The sequence below is a fragment of the Curtobacterium sp. NPDC086286 genome (genome assembly GCF_044746255.1).
Classification (GTDB): Bacteria; Actinomycetota; Actinomycetes; order Actinomycetales; family Microbacteriaceae; genus Curtobacterium.
Genome location: NZ_JBIVBW010000006.1, coordinates 187,566 through 209,606, shown reverse-complemented (window position 1 = coordinate 209,606; position 22,041 = coordinate 187,566). Strand labels below are relative to the sequence as shown.

The window sequence follows — 22,041 nt, the reverse complement described above, 5'->3', positions numbered from 1 at the left end:
CCGATTGTGATGTCCTTGCGGACACGCCCATTATGCAGGCTGCGCGCTGGGAACACCAGGCACCGCGACAGAGTCAGTGGAAGACGTGCCCCGACGCGTCGAGCGGGTGCCGCTCCCCCGCGGTGAGCGGCACCGGGATCCGGTTCTCGGCGGGCGGGATCGGGCAGGCGAACTGGTACGAGAACGCGCACGGCGGCAGGACGAGGAAGTTCCAGTCCAGCTCGACGTCGGCAGCGACACCGGGGGCGTCGAGGTACAGGAACCGGCCCATCGAGTAGGTGCTGCCGGGATCGTCCTCGGGCAGGGCGCTCGTGGCGTCCTGCACGATGAGCTGCAGCCGTGCGGCGCCTCGGAAGGCCGCGGAGCGGACCGCAACCAACCGGACGGCCGATGCGCCCAGGGTGGTCTCGACGTGTCCGGCGACCTCGAGCGGATCGCCGGCTGCGTCGACGACGCTCGCCGCGCCTCCTGGGACACCCGGCGTGTACCTGCCGGACGTGACCCACGCGGCGGAGTGGTCGAACCGGGCGATGCGTGCGAAGCGGGCGATCGCGTCGGACGCCGGGTCCCACACGCGCAGCGTGCCGCGGGAGACGGTGCCGGCGAGGCCGTCCGGGAAGGCGACGACCGACGGGACGACCGCCTCGTCACCGGCGACGAGCACGGTGCCGTCCACCGGGTCGCCGTCGACGACCACCCCGTCACCCGCGTCGGCGGTGACCGTCAGGCCGCCGGGTGCCGGTGCCCACTGCCCCGGGACCGGCCACACGGGCTGGGCGTGGTCGACACGCTGGGCGTTCACGAGCGCGAGCGGACCCCGAGGGCTGGTCGCCCAGCGGTCACGGTCGGCGACGTGCTCGTCGAAGGCGGTCACGACTGCTCTTGGCGGGGGTAGATGACCTTCTGGACGATGATGATCACCGACGCGGCGACCGGCAGGGCCACGAGTGCGCCGAGCACCCCGCCGATGGTCCCGCCCGCGACCGCTGCGATGACGACGAGGGCGCCGGGGACCTGCACGGCACGGGACATGATCCGCGGCGAGATCACGTACGCCTCGACCTGCATGTACACGAGGTAGTAGATCGCGGCGGCGAGGGCCGTCGCGGGCGAGGCGAACAGGCACAGCAGCGAGATGACGATGGCTGACGCGAGCGTGCCCACGAGCGGGATGAGCGACCCGAGGAACGCGAACGAGGCCAGCAGCACGGGCAGCGGAGCACCGATGATGAGCAGGAACACCAGGCTGAGGATGCCGTTGATGAGCGCCTGGGAGATCTGCCCGACGACGTAGCGGCCGACCGCCTGGGTGATCTGCTCGCTGACGTCGATGAAGTTCTCGCGACGGGACGCCGGCACGAAGCGGTAGGTCATCGACTTCATGCCGCGCATCGACGCGAGGAAGTAGAGCATCAGGATGATGACGATGACGGCCCCCGTGAGACCGGTCAGGATCCCGCTGCCGACCGCGAGGATCCCGCCGCCGAGGCTCAGCAGGTTGCCGGGGTTCTCGACGAAGGACTGCACGGACTGCAGCGCGTGGTCGATGTCGAACGACCCCGAGAGCTGGTCGGAGAGGTTCTGCACCCACTCCTGCCTCGAGATGTCCTGCACGATGTCGGGGAAGTTCTGGATGAGGTTCGTCGCCTGCTGCACGAGGATCGGCACGACCGCGAACACCACCCCGGCGAACGCGGCGAGGACACCGACGACCACGACGGTGATCGCCACCCAGCGCGGCACGAACCGTTCGAGGAAGGACACCAGCGGGTCGATGCCGAGCGCCAGGAACAGCGCGACGCCGACGTAGACGAGCACGGTGGAGAGCTCGTTGACGATCGCCCCCGCGACGACGGCGACGAGCACGCCGAGCGCACCCATGAAGCCGATCCGGAAGGCGTTCACGCGCACGCCGGTGCCACCACGGGTCACCTCGAACGTCACGTTGGGCGTCGGGCTGTGGTCGTCCTGTTGCTGCTGCGTGTCGCGCTTCCTCGGGAGGTGCACGCGGGGCGGGTGCGGTCGCTTGCTGTTGCTCGAACCCGCGTCGGCTTTTGACATGTAGGGCGGGCGGGACTTGAACCCGCGAATCGTTCGGTTATGAGCCGACTGCCTTGACCAGCTTGGCTACCGCCCCGTGCCGGGGACCGTCAGGCCACCGGTTCCCCACGATACAGCGACTCGAACGTCGAGAGCGTGCGGTTGATGTCGTGTGCCTCGATCATCGCCAGGCTGCGGTCGCGCATCGTGACGTAGTCCTCGTCCGACGCGGTCAGCACCGCCGTGAGCTTCGCCGCGAGGTCGTGCTCGTCACCGGGGGTGAACAGGTACCCGTTGCCGTCGATGAGGTGCGGGAGCGCCATCGAGTCCGCCGCGACGACGGGGAGACCGGAGGCCATGCCCTCGAGCGAGGCGATGCTCTGCAGCTCGGCGGTGGAGGGCATCGCGAACACGGTCGAGTTGGTGAGCGCCTGCTGCTTGACCTCGTCCGAGACGAAGCCGAGGAACCGGACGCGGTCCTCGAGCCCGAGCTCCTTCGCCTGTTGCCGGAGCTTGGGGATCATCTCGCCGTCGCCGACGATCGTCAGCGTGGCTCCGAGCTCGGACGGCAGCAGCGCGAGGGCCTTCACGAGGACGTCGAGGTTCTTCTCGGGTGCGACCCGACCGACGAAGACGATGTCGTTGTTGGCAGGCCGCCCCTCGCGTGCGACGTACCGGGTGGCGTCGATCCCACACGAGATCGCCAGGACCCGCTGCCCGGCGATGGCCCGGCGCAGGTAGTCGGCGGCGAGGTTCGTCGGGGTCGTGATCGCGTCGGCGAGCCGGTAGGTCTTGGCGGCGTCGTTCCAGGCGATCTTCACGGCGATCGGCACCGTGCGCTTGCCGAACGGCGTGTACTCGAGGAGGTTCTCGGGCATGAAGTGGTTCGTGGCGATCACCCGGATGCCGCGCGCGTGCGCCTCGGGCACCATGCCCCGGCCGACGACGACGTGCGACTGGATGTGCAGGACGTCGGGCTGGAACGCGTCGAGGATCGGGGCGGTCCACTTCTTCACGCTCCACGGCCACACGAAGCGCAGCCACGCGTGCAGCGGCCACTTGTAGGACTTCAGGCGGTGCACGACGAGGGTCACGCCGTGGAGCTCCTCGTCGAAGGTGCCGTAGTGGCGGCTCGCCGCCGGGGCGACGATCTGGACCTCGTGCCCGCGCTCGGCCAGGCCGACGGCGAGCTGCTCGGCGAAGGTCGCGGCTCCGTTGACGTCGGGGGCGAAGGTGTCCGCTGCGATGAGGACGCGCAGCGGTCGTCGACCGCCCGTCGCACCCGTCGGTCCGGCGGTGGCGGTGGTGGCGTCGTCTGACACGGCTGGCGTCGTCCTCTCGTGGGCGATTGCTGGTCGTTCGACGACGCTACCGCACGCCGCTCGGGCAGCGCGTCCGCCTCGCGGTGGACTCCGTCACCCCACGGGACGACGGCTCAGGAGCGGGTCTGCGGGTGGTGCTTGGCGAGGAGGAACACCCCGGTGATCGCGATCGCGGCGGCGACGACGAAGCCGAAGACGGCGAAGACCGGAGCACCGGTGGCCTCGCCGAGGACGATCACCCCGATGCCGACGGCGACGATCGGGTCGATGACCGTCAGACCGGCGATGACGAGGTCGGCCGACCCGCTCGAGTACGCGTTCTGCACGAAGTACCCGCCCAGCGAGGCGGCGACGACCACCCCGACGATCGCGAGCACGGTCAGCCAGTCGAACGTGCCGTTCACGAACCGGTTGAGCACGACCTTGGCCAGCGTCGCGACGAACCCGTAGAGGACGCCGGCGCCGACGATGTAGTACAGCGCGTTCTTGTGCTTCGCGACGAGGCGGAACGACACCAGCACGAGCACCAGCACGACGGCCAGGATCACGAGCACGGTGACGAGCTGTCGGCTCGTGATCGCGCTCTCGTGCCCGACGAAGGCCGCGATGCCGACGAAGATGCCGACGCCGACGATGCACGTCCAGACCGCTCGCCGTGCCCGACGGCCGAGCGGCACCCCGGAGGACCGCGACGAGAACCAGGTCGTGATCACGAGGGCCACGGCGCCGAGCGGCTGCACGACGATGAGCGGCGCGTACGTGATGCTCACCAGCTGCAGGACCACGGCGATGCCGAGCATGAGCGTGCCGAGCACCCAGTAGCCACTCGAGACCAGCCCGACGACGTGCCGGACGCTGAGTCCCTTCGACTGCCGACCGAGCCGCGCTTCCACCCGCTGCACCCCGCGGCTCTGGAACTGCGCCCCCAGTGAGAGGAAGACCGCCCCGATGAGCGCGACGGGGATCATGAGCGCCTGGAACGGCGTGAGGTTCACCGCGTCGGGCAGCTGGAGGTCCGTCGTCACGCGTCGAGGCTACCGTTCCCCGCCGGATAACCTGGGTGAATGGCCGTTCTCCCGATCCGCATCACCGGCGAACCCGTCCTGCACGAGCGTGCAGCCGAGGTCACCGACTTCGACGACGACCTGCGATCGCTGGTCGCCGACATGTTCGAGACGATGGACCTCGCACCCGGGGTCGGACTGGCCGGCCCGCAGGTCGGCGTCGGCAAGCGGCTGTTCGTGTACTCATGGACCGATGATGACGAGGTCCTGCACCGCGGCGTCGCGGTGAACCCCGTCCTGTGGACGACCCCCGCCGTTCCCGAGGCTGTGGAGGAACTCGACGAGGACGAGGAGTCCGAGGGCTGCCTCTCGGTCCCGGGCGAACGGTTCCCGCTCCGCCGCTCCGAGGGCGCGCTGCTCCGTGCCGTCGACGAGCACGGCACGCCGTTCGAGGTCGAGGCCCACGGCTGGCTCGCCCGCATCTTCCAGCACGAGTACGACCACCTCGACGGGTACCTCTACGCGGACCGGCTCGTGCACCCGTACGGCAAGCAGGTCGCGAAGGCCATCAGGAAGAACAGCTGGGGCGGCCCGGGCAAGTCCTGGCTGCCCGGGCGCGACCACCCCGAGGGCTGACGGCGGCGGACCGCGTCGGCTCGGGCCCGGCCAGCGGGGACGCAAGGCGAGGGCCCGGTCAGCGGGGACGGGAGGCGAGTGCCCGGTCAGCGGGGACGCAAGGCGAGGCCCAGGAGGCGCGGCTCACCCCCGCCAGGCAGCGATCGCGTCCCGCAGGCGCTCGGTCTCCGGATGCCCCGGGCAGTACTCGAGCAGACCGGCCGCGACGTGCGCCTCGGCCGACGAGTCGACGGAGGCCGCCCACGGCCCGGTCCCCCGCACCGCGCAGGTGGTCGCGAGTTCCTCGAGCGTGGCGTCCCCCTCGGCGGCGTCGACCGCGGAGCGCTGCTGCGTCGACATCTCGGTGCCGGTGATCCGCTGCGCCCGACAGTCGGTGCGCTCGTCGTCCCACACGGCGGAGTAGGTCGTGTACGTCTCGGAGCGGTCCGACGTCCCCACGTCGCAGACGAACGCGAAGACGATCGGTGCCGTGCCCGACACCGCGACGCCCGAGGTTGCGGTGGTGTCGAGCGAGTCGCCCGGCTCGGACTCCGCGCCGGTCGTGCACCCCACGAGGCCGATCGCCGCGGCCGCGACGACGCCCGCGGCGAGGGCTCGGCGCACGGTGATCACCTGTGAACGCTAACAGCTTCCGGCCATGCGTCCGCTGCGAGCTCCGACGCCACGCAAAAGGCCCCCACCCGAAGGTGAGGGCCGTGCTGCTCCCCGAGTTGGACTCGAACCAACAACCTGCCGGTTAACAGCCGGCTGCTCTGCCAATTGAGCTATCGAGGATCACTGTCCGCTGGCGAATGTCGTGCGAACAACGGGTAACAGCATAGCAGCACCCGGGAGCGACCCCGCGCATCCGCCACGCATCCCGGGCGTGCCGCGCTCAGTACCCCGCGACCGGGTCCACCACGCCGACGAAGCCCTCGCCTGCCGCGCCGAGGAACGCCACGGTGTTCACCCGCACGCGCTCGGCCAGCAGCGGCGCCACCATCTCCGGCGTGTCGGCCTGGTGCGGCGTGATGATCGCGCCCGGCTCGTCCCAGAGCGGGTGTCCGTCCGGCAACGGCTCCGGGTCGGTGACGTCGAGTCCGGCCGCCGCGATCGCACCGCTGCGCAGGGCGTCCACGAGCGCGGCGGTGTCGACCAGTCCCCCGCGGGCGATGTTCACGAGCCGTGCCGACGGCTTCATGATCGCGAACTGCGCGGGCCCGAAGAGCTTCGCGGTCCCCGAGGTCATCGCCGCGGCGATCATGACCACGTCGGCATCGGGCAGGACGTCGTCGAGCTGGTCGGTCGTGACGGTCCGGTCCGCCCCGGGAACCGGCGAGGACGACCGGCGCACAACGGTGACCGAGACCTCGAACGGCGCGAGCAGGCGGATGTACTCCAGCGCGATGCCACCGGCGCCGATGACGACCACGTTCCGGCCGTAGAGCGAGACGCCCTCGGGCTCGGTCGCCCACGACCGCGCTCGGGCACGCTTCTGCAGCACCCGCAGCGTCCCGAGCGTCAGCGCGAGGGCGTGCTCGGCGACGGGTTCGGCGTACGCACCCTTGGCCGAGGTGAAGAGCACCCGGTCGCCGTGCTCGGCGATGAGCGAGGCGAAGGCGTCGACGCCGGCGAACGGCAGCTGGACCCAGCCGATGGACGGTGCGGCGTCGAGCGCCTCGGCGAGCCCCGCGGGATCGCGAGGGTCGAGCCAGACGAGTCCGGCGGTGTCCGCCCCGAGCGGAGCGACGGTCCCACCGGCTGCGGCGACGGCGTCCTCGTGGAGGGCGGTGCCGTCCCCGGCGGGCAGGATCGCGATCGGTCCGGCGGTCGGCGGGGCGACCGGCAGCTCGGCACCCGCGTCGGTCACCACGGCCCGGTGCCCGCGCGCGCCCGACGACGAAGACGTACCCGCGCTCATGCGTTCTCCTGCCGCTCCGCGCGCGGACCGGTGCCGGCGGCGACCGGCCGACGCGGCGCCGAGGACCGACGGGGTGCGGCAGACGCCGGCTGCCGACGCTTCACCGGACGGGCCGCCGTCGACGCGAGCGTCTTGACGTAGGGGTCGACGGGGTTGTCGAGGACCTCGTCGAAGGTGCCGAGGCCGACGAGCCGGCTCTCGGCCATGATCGCCACCCGGTCGGCCAGTGCCCGGGCCTCGCGCAGGTCGCTCGACACCACGACCGCCGAGAACTGCCGGTTCCGCTGCAGGGTCGCCAGCGCCTCGAGCACCGACTGCCGCACGAGCACGTCGACGCCGCGGGCGGGTTCGTCGGCGACGAGCAGCTGGGGCTCGAGCACGAGCGCCTTCGCGAGGGCGACGCGCTGCCGCTGCCCGCTCGAGAGCTCCCACGTGTTGAGCCGCATCACCCCGAGCGGCAGGTGCACCGCGTCGACCAGGCGGGCGACGATGAGGCCGGCCTCCTTGCGGTCGAACCGGCGGTCACGTGCGTAGATCGGTTCCGCGATGGCCTCGCCGACGGTGAGGTCCGGGCTGAGCCGGTCTGCGCCGTCCTGCGGCAGGTAGCCGATGCGACCGCTGAGCCGCTCGAGCTTGCGGGACGTCGGTCGGAGCCCGCGCGTCTTCTGCCCGAGCACCGTGAGTTCGCCCCCGACGATGTGCCGACGGTGGGCGCCGTCGCCCTCGCCGGTGGTGCCGAGCTGGCCGGCGATCGCCGCGGCGAACGTCGACTTGCCGGACCCGGACTCGCCGAGCACGGCCAGGATCTCCCCCTGACGGACCGTGAGGCTCACGCCGTCGACGGCCCGGATCGCATCCGTCCCCCGTCCGCTCCGGTACTCGATCGACACGTCGTCCGCGACGACCGCCGGTCCGTTGACCGCGATCATGGGTCCCCTTCCACGCCGCCCCCTGGCGGCGGTTCGCGACGGACCGGGCTGCACCGACCGTCGTGCGTGTTGCGGTGGAGGTGACCGCCCAGGAGGCGCGGCGTGCGTCGTCGACGTCAGCCGCGCCTCCGGGAGTGGTCGCGTCGGGTCAGGACCCGGCGTTCTCCAGTTCCACAAGCGTACGCCGTCGCTCCGCCTGTTCCGCCGGATCCGGCACCGGGAGTGACGCCAGGAGACGCTGCGTGTACGGGTGCTGCGGCGAGCCGAGGACCTCGGCCGTGGTGCCCGTCTCGACCAGGTCGCCGCGGTAGAGCACGGCGATCCGGTCGGAGAGCGCGCCGACCACGGCGAGGTCGTGGCTGATGAACAGCGATGCGAACCCGAGGTCCTGCTGCAGCTCGAGGAACAGCTCGAGCACGCGCGCCTGGACGGACACGTCGAGCGCACTCGTCGGTTCGTCGGCGATGAGGAGCTTCGGCCGGAGCGCGAGCGACCGCGCGAGCGACGCACGCTGCCGCTGGCCGCCGGACAGCTCGTGCGGGTACCGGTCGCCGTAGGCCGCCGGGAGCTGCACGGCCTCGAGCAGCTCGCCGACACGCTTCCGGGCGGCACGCGGGCTCGACACCTCGCCGTGCACGACGAGCGGTTCGGCGACGCACTCCGAGATCGTGAGCAGCGGGTTGAACGAGGTCGCCGGGTCCTGGAAGACGAACCCGATGTCCTTGCGGTGCCGCTTGAAGTCGCGTTCGCGGTACCCGAGCATCTCGGTTCCGAGCACCTCGAGCGAGCCGCCGGTGATCTTCGTCAGACCGGCGATCGCGCGGCCGATGGTCGTCTTGCCGGAGCCGGACTCCCCCACGAGGCCGAGGACCTCGCCGGGACGGATGTCGAGGTCGACGCCCTTGACCGCCTTGAACGCGTGCGACCCGAGCCGGCCCGGGTACTCGATCTCGAGCCCGCGTGCGCGGACGAGCGGCTCGACGTCGTCACTGATCGCCGCACGGCGGGCGACCCCGGTGGAGGCCTCGAGCCGCGGCACGGCGGCGAGCAGGCGCTTCGTGTAGTCGGCCTGCGGCGCCGCGAACAGCTCGGCGACCGGGGCCTCCTCGACGACCTCGCCCTGGTACATCACGGCGACGCGGTCCGCCAGGTCGGCGACGACGCCCATGTTGTGCGTGATGATGACGATCGCCGCGCCGAACTCGTCGCGGCACCGGCGGAGCAGGTCGAGGATCTCCGCCTGGACCGTCACGTCGAGGGCGGTGGTCGGTTCGTCGGCGATGATCACCGACGGTTCGAGGGCGAGCGCGCTCGCGATGACGACGCGCTGCTTCTGACCGCCGGAGAACTGGTGCGGGTAGTGGTCGACCCGGGTCTCGGGATCGGGGATGCCGACGCGCCGGAGGTAGTCGATCGCCTTCGCGCGGGCCTCCTTCGCGGAGACGCCGCCGTGGGCCCGGAGCCCCTCGGCGATCTGCCACCCGACCGTGAAGACCGGGTTCAGCGCCGTGGAGGGCTCCTGGAACACCATCGCGCCGGCGGTGCCACGCAGGCTCCGGAGCTTCTGCGCGCCGACGGTCACGACGTCCGTGCCGTCGAGGAACACCGCACCGCCGAGCGTCGCCGTCTCCGGCATGAGGCGCAGGATGCTCCGCGCCGTGACGGACTTGCCCGAGCCGGACTCGCCGACGAGGGCGAGGACCTCGCCGGGGCGGACGTCGATGCTGACGCCCTTGACCGCGTCGACGGCACCGCCGTCGGTCGCGAAGGTGACGGTCAGGTCGTCGACGACGACGACCGGTTCCGTCGTGGTGTCGCCGGCCTGGAGGCGCGTGGAGGCGCGGGACTGGTTGGTCGCGTCCGTCATGCGGTCGCCCCTTCCGTGCTGGCCGTCTGCTTGCGGGACACCAGCTGCTTGAGCCGGCGTCGCGCACGCAGGCGCGGGTCGGAGATGTCGTTGAGGCTCTCGCCGATGAACGTCACGCCGAGGACGAGCACCACGATCGCGACACCCGGGAAGACGCCGGTCCACCAGACGCCGCTCGCGACGTCGGACAGCGCGCGGCTGAGGTCGTAGCCCCACTCCGCGCCGCTGGTCGGGCCGATGCCGAAGCCCAGGAACCCGAGGCCCGCGAGCGTCAGGATCGCGTCGCTCGCGTTCAGCGTGAGGATCAGCGGGAGGGATCGCGTCGAGTTCCGGAGGACGTGCCGGGTCATGATGCGCCACGGGTTCGTGCCCATCACCCGCGCGGACTCGACGAACGCCTCGTTCTTGAGCCGCACGGCCTCGGCGCGGACGACCCGGAAGTACTGCGGGACGTACACGACCGTGATCGAGATCGCCGCGGCGATGATGCCGCCCGAGTAGCTCGAGTTGCCGCCCGAGATGACGATCGACACCACGATGGCGAGGAGCAGCGAGGGGAACGCGTAGATCGCGTCCGCCACGACGACGAGGATCCGGTCGAGCCAGCCGCCGATGTAACCGGAGACCATGCCGAGCAGGACGCCGATGATGATCGACACGACGACGGCCACGATGACCACGAGCACCGCGGTCCGGGCGCCGTAGACGACGCGGCTGAAGACGTCGAAGCCGCCGACGGTCGTGCCCCAGATGTGCGTGGCGCTCGGTGCACCGGTGCGCGGGAAGCTCTGCCCGTCGGCGCCCTGCAGCTGGCCGAAGCCGTACGGGGCGATGAGCGGCGCGGCGATCGCGACGAGGAGGTACAGCGCGCAGATGACCACGCCGGTGATGAGCATGGCGCGCTGCCAGCCCGTGCTCCGGCGGAGCTGCAGCACGACGGGCAGCCGCTTCCAGAGCGGCTCGTGGCGGTCGACGAGGGAGGTGTCAGCCATCTCTAGAACCTCACTCTCGGGTCGATGAGGGCCGCGACGACGTCCACGATGAAGTTCGTCACCGCGACGATCACCGCGAGCATCGCGACGATGCCCTGGACCGCGACGAAGTCGCGGGCCGACAGGTACTGGTTGAGCTCGAAGCCGAGCCCGCGCCACCCGAAGGTGGTCTCGGTGAGGACGGAACCGCCCAGGAGCATGGCGATCTGGAGTCCCATCACCGTGATGATCGGCACGAGGGCGGGACGGAACGCGTGCGTCCGGACGAGCCGCGCCTCCCGAACGCCGCGCGAGCGGGCCGCGTCGACGTACTCGGAACCGAGCGTCCCGATCATGTTCGCGCGCACCAGGCGCAGGAAGATGCCGGCGGTGAGGAGCCCCAGGGTCAGTGCCGGCAGGACGGCGTGCGCCAGCACGTCCCCGATGATCTGGGCGTTGCCGGTGCGCAGGGCGTCGATGAGGTAGATGCCCGTCGCGCCCTGGATGTTGTCGAGGACGAGCGACACCCGCGTGGACGCGCGGTCGCCGAGCGGGAGCCAGCCGAGCCACACCGAGAAGACGAGCTTGAGCAGCAGGCCGCCGAAGAACACCGGCGTCGCGTAGGTGAGGATCGCGAGCGCGCGGAACAGGACGTCCGGCCACTTGTCGCGCATGTACGCGGCGAGCATGCCGAGCGGGATGCCGAGCAGCAGCGCGACGATGAGCGCGTAGAAGACGAGCTCGGCGGTCGCGCCGCCGTACGTGACGATGATCTCGGTGATCGGCCGGTTGTCGGTGGCCGTCGTGCCGAAGTCGCCGCGGACGATGTTGCCGAGGTACTCGATGTACTGGACGAAGACCGGGCGGTCGTAGCCCGCGGCGTGCAGGCGTTCCTGCAGCTGGGACGGCGTGAGTCGGCCGCCGACCGATGCGGTGATCGGGTTCCCGATGACGCGCATCAGGAAGAACACGAGCGTCACCAGGATGAAGACGGTCGGGAAGATGAGGAGGAACCGGACGAGGACGTACCGGCCGAGTCCGCCGCCGCTGCTCTTGGCACTGCGCTGTGCCTCGGGCTTGGTGGGGTCGGTGGCCAGTTCCGAGCTCGCCTCTGGGGTGCTGAGGGTCACGGGGACGGGTGCCTTTCGGTGCCGTTGGGGACGCGGTCACGGGGGCGCTCCTCGTGGGAACGCCCCCGTGGACCGGAGCCGGGCTTACTTGGAGAGGGTCGCGTACCGGAACTTGTACGAGGAGTCGAGGGTCAGGCCCTTGACGTCCTTGGCCGCGACGGCGACCGACTTGCCCTGCAGCAGCGGCAGCGTCGAGATCTGCGTCGCCTCACGCTCCTGCGCCTGCTCGATGAGGTCGGCGCGCTTGTCCTTGTCGGACTCCTGCTGCTCCTCGGAGATGAGCTGCTGGATCGTCGGGTCGTCGTAGTGGTTCTGCACGAAATTGTCCTTCGTGAAGAACGGCGACAGGTAGTTGTCGGCGTCCGAGAAGTCCGGGAACCAGCCGAGCTGGTACACCGGGTAGGCGTCCTTCGTGCGCTCCTGTGCGTAGGTCGTGTAGACCGTCGACTGGATGTTCACGGTGAACAGGCCGGAGTTCTCGAGCTGGGTCTTGAGCTCGGCGTACTCGTCGTCCGACGTCGAACCGTAGTGGTCCGGTGCGTACTGGATGTCGAGCTGCACCTTGCCGGTGACGCCCGCCTTCGACAGGGTCTCCTTCGCCTTGTCGACGTCCGCGCCGCCGTCGCCGTCGCCGTAGAGCTCCTCGAAGGGCTTCGCGGCACCGGTGAGGCCGTCCGGCACCATCGAGTAGAGCGGCGAGTAGGTGTCGTTGTAGACGTCCTTGGCGAGCTTCTCGCGGTCGACGACGTCCGCCACGGCCTGGCGTACGGCCAGGGCCTTCGTCTCGTCGGCGTCCGACTGCTTCGCGCCGAACGGCTGCGTGTTGAAGTTGAAGACCAGGTAGCGGATCTCACCGCCGGGGCCGTCGGTGACCTTCACCTTGTCGTCCTTGCGGAGGTCGGCGATGTCGGTCGGCGTCAGCGAGCGGTAGGCGACGTCGACGTCACCCTTCTGGACGGCGAGCTTGAGGTCGGTCTCCTTGGTGTAGTAGCTCGCCGTGACCTCGTCGGTCTTCGGCTTGCCCAGGAGGCCGTCGTAGTTCTTGTTCGCCTTGTACTGGATCGTGTCGTTCTCCTTGTAGGAGCTGATCGAGTACTGCCCGGCGAACGCCTTGCCCTTGACGATGTCCGCAGCCGGCGTGAGCTTGTCGGCCGAGAAGACCTGCTCGTCGACGATCGGGCCGGCGGGGCTGGAGAGCACCTGCGGCCAGGTCTGGTCGGCGTGGTCGAGGTTGAACACGACCGTCGTGTCGTCCGGCGTGTCGATGCTCTTGAGGTTGGCGAGCAGGGACTGCGGCCCGTTCTCGTTGTTGATCTTCAGCTCGCGCTCGAACGAGAACTTCACGTCGCTCGACGTGAGGTCGTTCCCGTTCGCGAACTTCAGGCCCTTCTTGAGCGTCACCGTGTACGTGGTGTCGTTCGTGAACTCGCCCTTGGTCGCGATGTCCGGCTTGACGTCGGGGCTGCCCACCGGCGTGTTCATCAGGAACGGGAAGACCTGGTTCTGCACGGCGAACGAGCCGTTGTCGTACGAGCCCGCCGGGTCGAGCGACGTGATCTTGTCGGTCGTCCCGATGCTGATGCCGTTCAGGGCGGTGTCGCTCACGCTGCTGCTCGCGCAGCCGCTGAGCACCAGCGCCGTCGCTGCCACTCCGGCGCCGAGCGCGATGCCGCGCTTGCCCCACTTGGTCACGGATGCCATGTCCGATGCCTCTCTTGGTGATGAATGCAAGGGTCCTGGGCCGGAGGTGGATCGACTGTGTGCCCGGCCAGGAACGCTCATTGCTATCACCCTGTCACGGAACTGCACGAACCGAGGGAGATTTGTTTACACCGCTGTAATGCACGGTCGCGTCGCGTGTTGCATCATCCGTGCGTGTCCGGCCGGCGCGTCGCGCAGGATTGTTGCGCGGTGCAACGCGCGGCTCTGCCGGCCCCGCCGGCGCCCCGGCGCCCCGGCGCGCGAGCGGGCGATGTCCGCACCGCTCGCGCCTGGCATCCGGCGGGCGCTCCGGCGCCCCGGCGCGCGAGCGGGCGATGTCCGCACCGCTCGCGCCCGGCGAGCAGCGTGCTCCGCCCGCTCGCGGTCGCCGTCGGCGATCCGGCGGGTTCGCCGGGCTCGCCGGGTTCGCCGGGTCGCGAGCGGGCGAAATGCACACCCCTCACGCCCGGCATGCGGCATGTTCCGCCCGCTCGCCGCCCGGCACGCGGCGCGTCCCGCCCGCTCGGCGTCGCCAGCCTGCGACCGTGCCGGCCGGCAGCGCCGAGGTCGCGCGAAGTGCCGTCCGCGGGCGGCCTCGCCGGCCGTTCGTGCGACCTCGGCGACACGCACGCGGCGCGTCGTGCGATCTCGGCACCCTGGAGGCGCGGCACCAGTCCGCACCGCATCCCCCGGTGACGCTCCGGTCACGTCCACCGCACGCGGGTCCACCCCGTGCGCGTGGCTGGCCCCTGGCCCGAGGTCGCACGAAGTGCCGCTCCGAGCGCTACCGATCGGCCGTTCGTGCGACCTCGGCGACACGCACGCGGCGCGTCGTGCGACCTCGGCGAACGACCCCGCGCGGGCGACCCCAGGCGAACGACCCCGCGCGGGCGACCGCGGGCGACCACGGGCGTCCGACCGCACGGCAGCCAGGTGGGCGCCGCGACCCGCCTACGGGTTCGCCGCCGCCTCGGCGTCCGCGCGCAACCGCATCCGCTGCGCGTCGATGTCCACGAGCTGCCGCTGGATCTCCGCCCGCCGATCGGCCTGCTCCGTCGGGTCCGCCCGCTGCAACTGCCCGAGCAGCGATGCCTTCCGCGCGAGCAGGTCCCGCTCCACCAACGCGACGACGATGCTCCGCGCGTAGATGGCCAGGTCCTCGTCGGTGCGGGCCGGGATCGGTGCGAGCGCGAGCTCCTGCACGAGGCCACGGAACGGCCCCGGCACGTCCTGCAGCAACCGTTCGAGCCAGTCCCCCGCGCCGATCGCGTCGACGTTCGCCACGACGGCGTCCCGCACGACGGACAGCATCGGCGCCGAGAAGGTCGCGGCCGCCGCCAACCCGAGGAGCGGCGCTCCGACGTGCCCGGGTTGCTGCACCATCGCCATCACGGCATCGCGCTCCATGCGGGTGATCGGGTCGCTCGGCAGGAGTCGGAGCCCGGCCACGGGCTCGTCCGGGACGGCGACCGCCTCGCCACCGGAGCCGGCGTGCGTGGCTGGAGCCGCGCCTCCTGAGCGGTGGTCGGTCGTCGACGCGCCCGCGCGCTGCCGGGCGTTCTCGACCGCGCGACGCACCTCGGGGATGTCGAGGCCGAGCCACTTGGCGGTCTCGCGCGTGTACGCCGTCGCGAGCGTCCGGTCGCGGATGCCCGCGACGACCGGTGCGGCGTCGCGGAGGCCGGCGACGCGCCCCTCGGCCGTCTCGATGTCGTGCGCGGCGAGCCGGCGACGGATGATGAACTCGAACATCGGGCGCTTCGTCTCGATGAGGCGCGTGACCGCGGCGTCGCCCCGCGCCAGCCGGAGGTCGCACGGGTCGAGCCCGCCCGGCGCGACCGCGACGTAGGTCTGCGACGCGAAGCGGCTCTCTTCCGCGAACGCCCGCGAGGCAGCGCGCTGCCCGGCCTCGTCCGGGTCGAACGTGAAGACGATGTTGCCGAGCTGCGAGAGGTCGCGGCTGGCCGAGTCGCCGAGCATCGGCCGGAGCACCTTGATGTGGTCGACGCCGAACGACGTGCCGCAGGTGGCGACCGCGGTGGTGATGCCGGCGAGGTGGCACGCCATGACGTCGGTGTACCCCTCGACGATCACGACCTGCTTCTGCTTCGAGATGTCGCGCCGGGCGAGGTCGAGCCCGTAGAGCACCTGGCTCTTGTGGTAGATCGGGGTCTCGGGCGTGTTGAGGTACTTGGGGCCCTTGTCGTCCTCGAGCAGCCGCCGCGCACCGAAGCCGATCGTCGCCCCGGTGACGTCGCGGATCGGCCACATGAGGCGCCCGCGGAACCGGTCGTACGGCGACCGGTCGCCCTGGCTGACGAGTCCGGCGGAGACGATCTCCTCGAGCGAGAACCCACGACCGCGCAGGTGGTCCCGCAGTGCGTCGTACGACTTCGGGGCGAAGCCGACGCCGAAGTGCTGTGCCGCCGCGGGGTCGAACCCGCGCTCACCGAGGAACTGCCGGGCCGGCTCGGCCGCCGCCGTCGTGAGCTGCGCGGTGTAGAACTGCTGCGCCGCCTCGTTCGCGGCGATGAGCCGCGCGCGGGCGTTGTAGTCGGTGCGGGGGCCGTCGCCCTCTTCGTAGTGGAGCGTGAAGCCGATCTTCGCGGCCATCCGCTCGACGGCTTCCTGGAAGGTCGTGTGGTCCTGCTTGATGACGAAGTCGAAGACGTCGCCGTCCTCGCCGCAGCCGAAGCAGTGGTACCGCCCGACCTGGGGACGGACGTGGAACGACGGGGAGCGTTCGTCGTGGAAGGGGCAGAGGCCCTTCAACGAGCCCACCCCGGCGGACTTCAGGGTCACGTAGTCGCCGACGACGTCGGCGATGTTGACACGCGAGCGGACCTCGTCGATGTCGTTCCGCGCGATCCTCCCAGCCACCCCTCGATCCTAGTTCGTGCGACCGACGTCGGCCGACCGTCACGAGACCTGTGGACAACGGCCAGGAGGCGCGGCTCGGCCCCGCCCCGCCGGCGCCGCCCCGCCGCGGGTCGCGGCCAGGGCGAAGCGCACGTGACCCGGGCCCGACCGTCAGACCGGGATGTGCACCGTCTCGCGGTCCCCGACCACGAGCCGCTTGTGCCACGCCAGCGCGCCCTGGTCGGTCAGGCTCGCCACCTGGTCGACCACGGCCCGCAACCGCCCGGCGTCGTCGGACGCAGCACGCCAGTCCGCCGCGAAGCCCGGCTCGAGGTCGGCGCTGCCGCTCGCCGCCAGGGCGTCGAGGAGCTCGGTCAGGATGCGCCGCTGGTCCTCGTACACCGGCTGTCGATCGCCCTGCGTCATGACGAACGCCGCGACGATGCCCTTCAGCACGGCGATCTCTCCGATGATCTCGGGCGGGGTCACGACCGACGCCGCGAAGCGCACGAGGGAGCCCGAGGCGTAGGACTCCCGCGTCGCCGCGGTCGCCGTCCGCGCGAACCGACCGATCAGCTGCGAGGTGAGGTTCTTCAGCCGCGCCAGGTCTCGTCGCGACCCGTCGTAGGAGGTCATCCACAGCGGCAACGAGCGGAGCCGGTCGAACGCCTCGAGCAGCTCGTCGCGGCTGAGGTCCGAGCCGACCCAGGCGTGCATGGCCGACACGATGTCGTTCTCGCCGACGCGGTCGCCCAGTGCAGCGACGTCGATGAAGCCCGCGACGACGGCGTCCTCGAAGTCGTGCACCGAGTACGCGATGTCGTCCGAGAGGTCCATGACCTGCGCCTCGATGCAGCGCTGCCGACGGGGAGCACCGGCACGGAGCCACTCGAACGCGTCGTGGTCGTCGTCGTAGAAGCCGAACTTGGTGCGGCCGGACGACGCCTCGGACACGCCCTGGGCTGCCGGCCACGGGTACTTGCAGCTGGCGTCGAGCGATGCCCGCGTGAGGTTGAGCCCGTACGGACGGTGGTCCTCGGGCTCGGCGCCGTACACCTTCGGCTCGAGCCGGGTGAGGAGCCGCAGCGTCTGCGCGTTCCCCTCGAACCCGCCGATGCCCGCCGCCCACGCGTTCACGGCCGTCTCGCCGTTGTGGCCGAACGGCGGGTGCCCGATGTCGTGCGCGAGGCAGGCGGTGTCTACGACGTCGGGGTCGAGGCCGAGCGAGTCGGCGAGCTCGCGGCCGACCTGGGCGACCTCGAGCGAGTGCGTCAGGCGGTTCCGGGCGAAGTCGAGCCCGGTCGTCGGACTGAGCACCTGGGTCTTCGCGGCGAGCCGTCGGAGCGCGCTCGAGTGCAGGAGCCGGGCGCGGTCACGGGCGAAGTCGGACCGACGGTTGCCGTGGGTCTCGGGCAGCCAGCGTTCGGCGTCGGCCGGCCCGTACGAACTCGTGGCGCTCATCCGCCGCTGTGGTGCAGCTCGGCGGCGGCGAGGACCTTGCGGAACTCGCTGTCGACGTCGCGCGACTCGAGCCAGCGGTCGGGCAGGGCGGTGCGCTTCGGGTGGCCCGCACGACCTCGGGGCCCCTCGGCGTCGGCACCGGGGTACGGAGCGTCGTGGTCGAGCTGCCCGAGCAGGTCGTCGATCTCCTGCAGGCTGGACGCCATCGCGAGCCCGGACCGGACGTCGCCGCCGATCGGGTACCCCTTGAAGTACCAGGCGACGTGCTTCCGGACGTCGCGGCAGCCGTGCTCCTCGCTGCCGAAGAACTCGACGAGCAGTTCGGCGTGCCGCTTGAACGCCACCGCCACCTCGCCGAGGGACGGCATGTAGCGCAGCCCCTCGCCGCGGAACGCCGCCGCGAGGTCGCCGAACAGCCACGGCCGGCCGAGACACCCGCGCCCGACGACGACGCCGTCCGCCCCGGTCTCGTCGACCATGCGGAGCGCGTCGGCAGCGGACCAGATGTCGCCGTTGCCGAGCACCGGGATGTCGGTGATGGTCTCCTTCAGCGTCGCGATCGCCGACCAGTCCGCGTGGCCCGAGTAGTGCTCGTTGGCGGTGCGGGCGTGCAGGGAGACGGCCGCGACGCCGGCGTCCCGCGCGATGCGGGCGGCGTCGAGGTACGTGAGGTGGTCGCCGTCGATGCCCTTGCGCATCTTCACGGTGACGGGCACGTCCCCGGCGGCGCGGACCGTCTTCGTGACGAGTTCCTTGAAGAGGTCGAGCTTCCAGGGCAGGGCCGCTCCCCCGCCCTTGCGCGTGACCTTCGGCACGGGGCACCCGAAGTTGAGGTCGATGTGGTCGGCGCGGTCCTCGCCCACGAGGATCGTCGCCGCCTCGGCCACCGTGTTCGGCTCGACGCCGTACAGCTGGATCGACCGCGGGGTCTCGGACTCGTGGTGCTGGATGAGCTGCATCGACACGGGGGTCCGTTCGACGAGCGCGCGCGAGGTGATCATCTCGCACACGTACAAGCCGGCGCCGTACTCGCGGCAGAGCCGGCGGTAGGCCATGTTCGTGATGCCCGCCATCGGCGCGAGCACGACCGGCACGTCGACCTCGATGGGGCCGATGCGCAGGGGCTTCGCCGGACGGGTCGCCGTCCCGGGTGCGTCAGTGATCGTCATACGTCTCCCATCTTCCCACGTCGGTGCACGCCGGTAGCGTTCTCCACATGACGACCGACGCCATCACCAGGTTCGACGCCGACGCACGGGCCCGACGGCTCCGGGTCGACGTGGTCGAGCGACCCGCCGCGGACTCCCTGCACGGGGCAGCCGCACTGCTCGGCATCGAGCCCGGCGACGTCGTGAAGACCCTCGTCGTGAAGCGGCACGACGGCGGCTTCCTGCTCGCCCTCGTGCCCGGTGGCCGTGCCATCGCCTGGAAGAAGCTCCGCACCGTCGTCGGCGTCAACAAGCTCTCGATGCCCGACGCCGCCACCGCGCTCGAGGCCTCCGGCTACGAACGCGGCACCATCACGCCCATCGGCGCGACCGGCGACCTGCCGGTCTACGCCGACGAACGGATCCTCGGACGCCGGGTCGCCCTCGGCGCCGGTCGGCACGGCGCGAGCGCCTTCGTCGACGCCGATGACCTGGTCGCGGCGTACGGCGCGACGGTCGCCGACATCACCGACGAGGAGCCCGTCCGCTAGCACCCGCTCAGTCGGGGACCTCGGTCCAGACGCCCTCGGCGCCGGGCACGAAGCACGAGTCGCCCTCGCAGACCGGCGCACCGCCGGGCGTGACGAGCGTGAGCAGGGCGGGTCGCGCCTCCTGGCCGTCGGACTGGAGGCGCGGCTCGGCCGAGCCGTCGACGCGGACGTCCGTCATCGGGTCGCCTCCGCGTCTGCTGCCGCGTCCTCGGCGGACCGCTGCTCGGCCTCGGCGACGTCCGACGGGGTCGACCCGCGGAGGGCGACGACCTGCGTCAGCACCTGCTCGAACGCAGCCGGGTCCTGCGCGCCGGACACGCCGTACTTGCCGTCGATGACGAAGAACGGGACGCCGTTGATGCCGTACGACTGCGCCTGCGCCTGGTCGGCGCGGACGGCCGCGAGCTGCGAGTCGTCGCGGAGCGTGGCGCGGACCTCGTCCGGGTCGAGACCGACCTCGGCCGCGAGGGACGCCAGCGACTCGTCCTGGCCGACGTGCTCACCGCGCTCGAAGTAGGCGGCGAAGAGGCGCTCGACCATCTCGAGCTGCTTGCCCTGCTCCTTCGCCAGGTGGATGACCTGGTGCGCCTTCACCGTGTTGGTGTGGTGCATCGACTCGAAGTCGTAGTCGAGGCCCACGCTCGCGGCGATGCCGGAGACCTGGTCGAGCATCTGCTGCGCCTGCTCGACGGGCATGCCCTTGTGGCCGGAGAGGAACTCGGCCTCGGTGCCCTCGAAGTCCACGGGGGTGTCGGGGCTGAGCTCGAAGGAGTGGTACTCGACCTCGACCGGGGCGCCGTTCGGGGGCGAGGCGAAGGCGGCGACGCCGGCCTCGAACTTCCGCTTGCCGATGTAGCACCAGGGGCAGGCGATGTCCGACCAGACATCGACCTTCACAGAGTCGTTCATGCTGGTCGCAACCGGGGCCGCCGCAGCCGCATTCCCGCGCTGCCGGGAGCGGCGGGCGCGGCGCACAACCATAAGCACCCCGCGCCGCGCACAGCGTGGTTCGGGGTGCCTTTGGTTGTGCGAACGGCCGCGCCGGCCGCGCCGCGCCTACGCGCCGAGCAACCGCGCCGCGAGGTACCCCTGCAGCTGGTCGAGCGCCACCCGCTCCTGCGACATCGTGTCGCGCTCGCGCACCGTCACGGCCTTGTCCTCGAGCGTGTCGAAGTCCACCGTGATGCAGAACGGCGTGCCGATCTCGTCGTGGCGACGGTAGCGACGGCCGATCGCCCCCGCGTCGTCGAAGTCCACGTTCCAGTACTTGCGCAGGTCGTCCGCGAGGCCGCGCGCCACCGGCGACAGCTGCTCGTTGCGGGACAGCGGCAGGACGGCGGCCTTGACCGGAGCGAGCCGCGGGTCGAGCCGCAGGACCGTGCGCTTGTCGACGCCGCCCTTCGCGTTCGGCGCCTCGTCCTCGTGGTAGGCGTCGAGCAGGAACGCCATGAGCGCACGGGTCAGACCGAACGACGGCTCGATGACGTACGGCACGTACTTCTCGTTCGCGGCCTGGTCGAAGTACCGGAGGTCCTTGCCGGAGGACTCGATGTGGTTGTTGAGGTCGAAGTCCGTGCGGTTCGCGACGCCCATGAGCTCGCCCCACTCGGTGCCCGCGAACCCGAAGCGGTACTCGATGTCGGCGGTGGCGTCGGAGTAGTGCGCGCGTTCCCCGTCCGGGACGTCGAAGCGCCGCAGGTTCTCCGGGTCGATGCCGAGGTCGGTGAAGAACGCGACCGAGTCGGCGATCCACTGCTCGTAGTGCTCCTGCGCGGATGCCGGCGGCACGAAGTACTCGATCTCCATCTGCTCGAACTCGCGCGTCCGGAAGATGAAGTTGCCGGGCGTGATCTCGTTGCGGAAGGCCTTGCCGACCTGGCCGATGCCGAACGGGGGCTTCATGCGGCTGGTCGTCACGACCTGCGCGAAGTCCACGAAGATGCCCTGCGCGGTCTCGGGGCGGAGGAAGTTCAGGCCCTCTTCCGACTCGACCGGGCCGAGGTAGGTCTTGAGCATGCCGGAGAACTCGCGCGGCTCGGTCCACTGGCCGCGGGTGCCGCAGTTCGGGCACGCGATCTCGGCCATGCCACCCTCGGGCTGCCGGTCCTTCTTCGCCACGAACGCCTCGATGAGGTGGTCTTCGCGGAACCGGTGGTGGCAGTGCAGGCACTCGACGAGCGGGTCGGTGAAGGTCGCGACGTGCCCGGACGCCTCCCACACCTTGCGCGGCAGGATCACGGCCGAGTCGAGGCCGACCATGTCACCGCGGCCGCGGACGAACCGCTGCCACCACTGCCGCTTGATGTTCTCCTTCAGCTCGACGCCGAGGGGCCCGTAGTCCCACGCGGAGCGCGATCCGCCGTAGATCTCCCCCGACTGGAAGACGAAGCCACGGCCCTTGGCCAGGGCGATGACGCTGTCGAGACGGGAGGACTGTGCCAAGGGATGCTCCAGAGGTCGCCGAGCTGGGTGCCCGGTTCGGAAACGTACCGGGCAAGCGTACCGGCCCCACGCGCCTCGGC

General features: G+C 71.1%; 19 protein-coding genes, 2 tRNA genes and 1 pseudogene. 2 read left to right on the top strand and 20 right to left on the bottom strand.

From position 1 onward, the window contains the following. Positions 1-73: 73 nt before the first annotated feature. The 5 genes from ACIPKM_RS12735 to ACIPKM_RS12715 form a co-directional block, all read right to left on the bottom strand. On the bottom strand, positions 74-874 hold the full coding sequence (locus ACIPKM_RS12735) for a DUF1684 domain-containing protein (protein WP_402736842.1): 801 nt from the start codon (positions 872-874) through the stop codon (positions 74-76). Continuing rightward, positions 871-2,007: an AI-2E family transporter gene (locus ACIPKM_RS12730; protein ID WP_229085312.1), complete on the bottom strand. Its 1,137-nt coding sequence runs from the start codon at positions 2,005-2,007 to the stop codon at positions 871-873. Before ACIPKM_RS12730 ends, ACIPKM_RS12735 begins: the two co-directional genes overlap by 4 nt. Before the next feature lie 55 nt (positions 2,008-2,062). Further along, positions 2,063-2,137 (bottom strand) — tRNA-Ile (locus tag ACIPKM_RS12725). Between the two features lie 13 nt (positions 2,138-2,150). Further along, positions 2,151-3,362 (bottom strand): glycosyltransferase, encoded by a 1,212-nt coding sequence (locus ACIPKM_RS12720; RefSeq protein WP_071301896.1) that lies wholly within the window; start codon positions 3,360-3,362, stop codon positions 2,151-2,153. A 113-nt stretch (positions 3,363-3,475) separates the two neighbouring features. After that, on the bottom strand, positions 3,476-4,387 hold the full coding sequence (locus ACIPKM_RS12715) for a DMT family transporter (RefSeq protein WP_175475715.1): 912 nt from the start codon (positions 4,385-4,387) through the stop codon (positions 3,476-3,478). 39 nt (positions 4,388-4,426) lie between these two features. On the opposite strand from ACIPKM_RS12715, the gene def reads away from it, so the two are divergent. After that, on the top strand, positions 4,427-5,002 hold the full coding sequence (gene def / locus ACIPKM_RS12710; protein WP_071294837.1) for a peptide deformylase: 576 nt from the start codon (positions 4,427-4,429) through the stop codon (positions 5,000-5,002). A 123-nt stretch (positions 5,003-5,125) separates the two neighbouring features. Here the strand turns inward: def and ACIPKM_RS12705 are convergent, their stop codons facing one another. The 12 genes and pseudogenes from ACIPKM_RS12705 to dusB all read right to left on the bottom strand — a co-directional run bounded on the left by ACIPKM_RS12705 (position 5,126) and on the right by dusB (position 18,989). Next, positions 5,126-5,614: a hypothetical protein gene (locus ACIPKM_RS12705; protein WP_402736841.1), complete on the bottom strand. Its 489-nt coding sequence runs from the start codon at positions 5,612-5,614 to the stop codon at positions 5,126-5,128. Between the two features lie 89 nt (positions 5,615-5,703). Then, positions 5,704-5,776 (bottom strand) — tRNA-Asn (locus tag ACIPKM_RS12700). A gap of 100 nt (positions 5,777-5,876) precedes the next feature. Further along, on the bottom strand, positions 5,877-6,902 hold the full coding sequence (locus ACIPKM_RS12695) for a D-isomer specific 2-hydroxyacid dehydrogenase family protein (RefSeq protein WP_083413733.1): 1,026 nt from the start codon (positions 6,900-6,902) through the stop codon (positions 5,877-5,879). Then, the gene (locus ACIPKM_RS12690; protein WP_070418712.1) at positions 6,899-7,831 is read right to left on the bottom strand and encodes an ATP-binding cassette domain-containing protein; all 933 of its coding nucleotides are present in this window, start codon (positions 7,829-7,831) and stop codon (positions 6,899-6,901) included. The genes ACIPKM_RS12695 and ACIPKM_RS12690 overlap by 4 nt, the downstream gene beginning before the upstream one ends. A 148-nt stretch (positions 7,832-7,979) precedes the next feature. Beyond that, a complete protein-coding gene (locus ACIPKM_RS12685; RefSeq protein ID WP_229085309.1) occupies positions 7,980-9,698 on the bottom strand; it encodes an ABC transporter ATP-binding protein in 1,719 nt (572 codons plus the stop codon). Next, positions 9,695-10,690 (bottom strand): ABC transporter permease, encoded by a 996-nt coding sequence (locus ACIPKM_RS12680; RefSeq protein ID WP_070418711.1) that lies wholly within the window; start codon positions 10,688-10,690, stop codon positions 9,695-9,697. The genes ACIPKM_RS12685 and ACIPKM_RS12680 overlap by 4 nt, the downstream gene beginning before the upstream one ends. Before the next feature lie 2 nt (positions 10,691-10,692). Next, a complete protein-coding gene (locus ACIPKM_RS12675; protein WP_374115159.1) occupies positions 10,693-11,358 on the bottom strand; it encodes an ABC transporter permease in 666 nt (221 codons plus the stop codon). 183 nt (positions 11,359-11,541) lie between these two features. Continuing rightward, positions 11,542-11,640 (bottom strand): annotated as a pseudogene (locus tag ACIPKM_RS12670) (hypothetical protein); the annotation flags it as partial. A 243-nt stretch (positions 11,641-11,883) separates the two neighbouring features. After that, positions 11,884-13,500 (bottom strand): ABC transporter substrate-binding protein, encoded by a 1,617-nt coding sequence (locus ACIPKM_RS12665; protein ID WP_092387565.1) that lies wholly within the window; start codon positions 13,498-13,500, stop codon positions 11,884-11,886. A 951-nt stretch (positions 13,501-14,451) separates the two neighbouring features. Then, on the bottom strand, positions 14,452-16,380 hold the full coding sequence (gene dnaG, locus ACIPKM_RS12660; RefSeq protein ID WP_071301894.1) for a DNA primase: 1,929 nt from the start codon (positions 16,378-16,380) through the stop codon (positions 14,452-14,454). Between the two features lie 150 nt (positions 16,381-16,530). Continuing rightward, on the bottom strand, positions 16,531-17,820 hold the full coding sequence (locus ACIPKM_RS12655) for a deoxyguanosinetriphosphate triphosphohydrolase (RefSeq protein WP_071294833.1): 1,290 nt from the start codon (positions 17,818-17,820) through the stop codon (positions 16,531-16,533). Beyond that, positions 17,817-18,989, bottom strand: a complete 1,173-nt coding sequence (dusB, locus tag ACIPKM_RS12650) for a tRNA dihydrouridine synthase DusB (protein ID WP_070418707.1) — start codon at positions 18,987-18,989, stop codon at positions 17,817-17,819. The genes ACIPKM_RS12655 and dusB overlap by 4 nt, the downstream gene beginning before the upstream one ends. A 47-nt stretch (positions 18,990-19,036) precedes the next feature. Between dusB and ACIPKM_RS12645 the strand changes: the two genes are divergently transcribed. Beyond that, positions 19,037-19,519 carry an aminoacyl-tRNA deacylase gene (locus ACIPKM_RS12645; RefSeq protein ID WP_402736840.1) on the top strand — a complete coding sequence of 161 codons (483 nt, stop codon included), beginning with the start codon at positions 19,037-19,039 and terminating at the stop codon, positions 19,517-19,519. Positions 19,520-19,526: 7 nt separating this feature from the next. On the opposite strand, the gene ACIPKM_RS12640 is transcribed toward ACIPKM_RS12645, so the two are convergent. From ACIPKM_RS12640 to ACIPKM_RS12630, 3 genes are all read right to left on the bottom strand, one after another. Continuing rightward, the gene (locus ACIPKM_RS12640) at positions 19,527-19,697 is read right to left on the bottom strand and encodes a hypothetical protein (RefSeq protein ID WP_175473623.1); all 171 of its coding nucleotides are present in this window, start codon (positions 19,695-19,697) and stop codon (positions 19,527-19,529) included. Further along, complete coding sequence (locus ACIPKM_RS12635; RefSeq protein WP_402736839.1) at positions 19,694-20,428, bottom strand: DsbA family protein; 735 nt, start codon at positions 20,426-20,428, stop codon at positions 19,694-19,696. The genes ACIPKM_RS12640 and ACIPKM_RS12635 overlap by 4 nt, the downstream gene beginning before the upstream one ends. Before the next feature lie 147 nt (positions 20,429-20,575). Then, entirely contained in the window at positions 20,576-21,961 is a 1,386-nt protein-coding gene (locus ACIPKM_RS12630) for a glycine--tRNA ligase (RefSeq protein WP_071294830.1), read from the bottom strand. Between the last annotated feature and the right edge of the window lie 80 nt (positions 21,962-22,041).

Coding starts and splice junctions, on each gene's coding strand:
- ACIPKM_RS12680 (WP_070418711.1), bottom strand. CDS start 10,690: ATGGCTGACACCTCCCTCGTCGACCGCCACGAGCCGCTCTGGAAGCGG.
- dusB (WP_070418707.1), bottom strand. CDS start 18,989: ATGACGATCACTGACGCACCCGGGACGGCGACCCGTCCGGCGAAGCCC.
- def (WP_071294837.1), top strand. CDS start 4,427: ATGGCCGTTCTCCCGATCCGCATCACCGGCGAACCCGTCCTGCACGAG.
- ACIPKM_RS12655 (WP_071294833.1), bottom strand. CDS start 17,820: ATGAGCGCCACGAGTTCGTACGGGCCGGCCGACGCCGAACGCTGGCTG.
- ACIPKM_RS12645 (WP_402736840.1), top strand. CDS start 19,037: ATGACGACCGACGCCATCACCAGGTTCGACGCCGACGCACGGGCCCGA.
- ACIPKM_RS12635 (WP_402736839.1), bottom strand. CDS start 20,428: ATGAACGACTCTGTGAAGGTCGATGTCTGGTCGGACATCGCCTGCCCC.
- ACIPKM_RS12685 (WP_229085309.1), bottom strand. CDS start 9,698: ATGACGGACGCGACCAACCAGTCCCGCGCCTCCACGCGCCTCCAGGCC.
- ACIPKM_RS12640 (WP_175473623.1), bottom strand. CDS start 19,697: ATGACGGACGTCCGCGTCGACGGCTCGGCCGAGCCGCGCCTCCAGTCC.
- ACIPKM_RS12675 (WP_374115159.1), bottom strand. CDS start 11,358: ATGCTCGCCGCGTACATGCGCGACAAGTGGCCGGACGTCCTGTTCCGC.
- ACIPKM_RS12665 (WP_092387565.1), bottom strand. CDS start 13,500: ATGGCATCCGTGACCAAGTGGGGCAAGCGCGGCATCGCGCTCGGCGCC.
- ACIPKM_RS12690 (WP_070418712.1), bottom strand. CDS start 7,831: ATGATCGCGGTCAACGGACCGGCGGTCGTCGCGGACGACGTGTCGATC.
- ACIPKM_RS12695 (WP_083413733.1), bottom strand. CDS start 6,902: ATGAGCGCGGGTACGTCTTCGTCGTCGGGCGCGCGCGGGCACCGGGCC.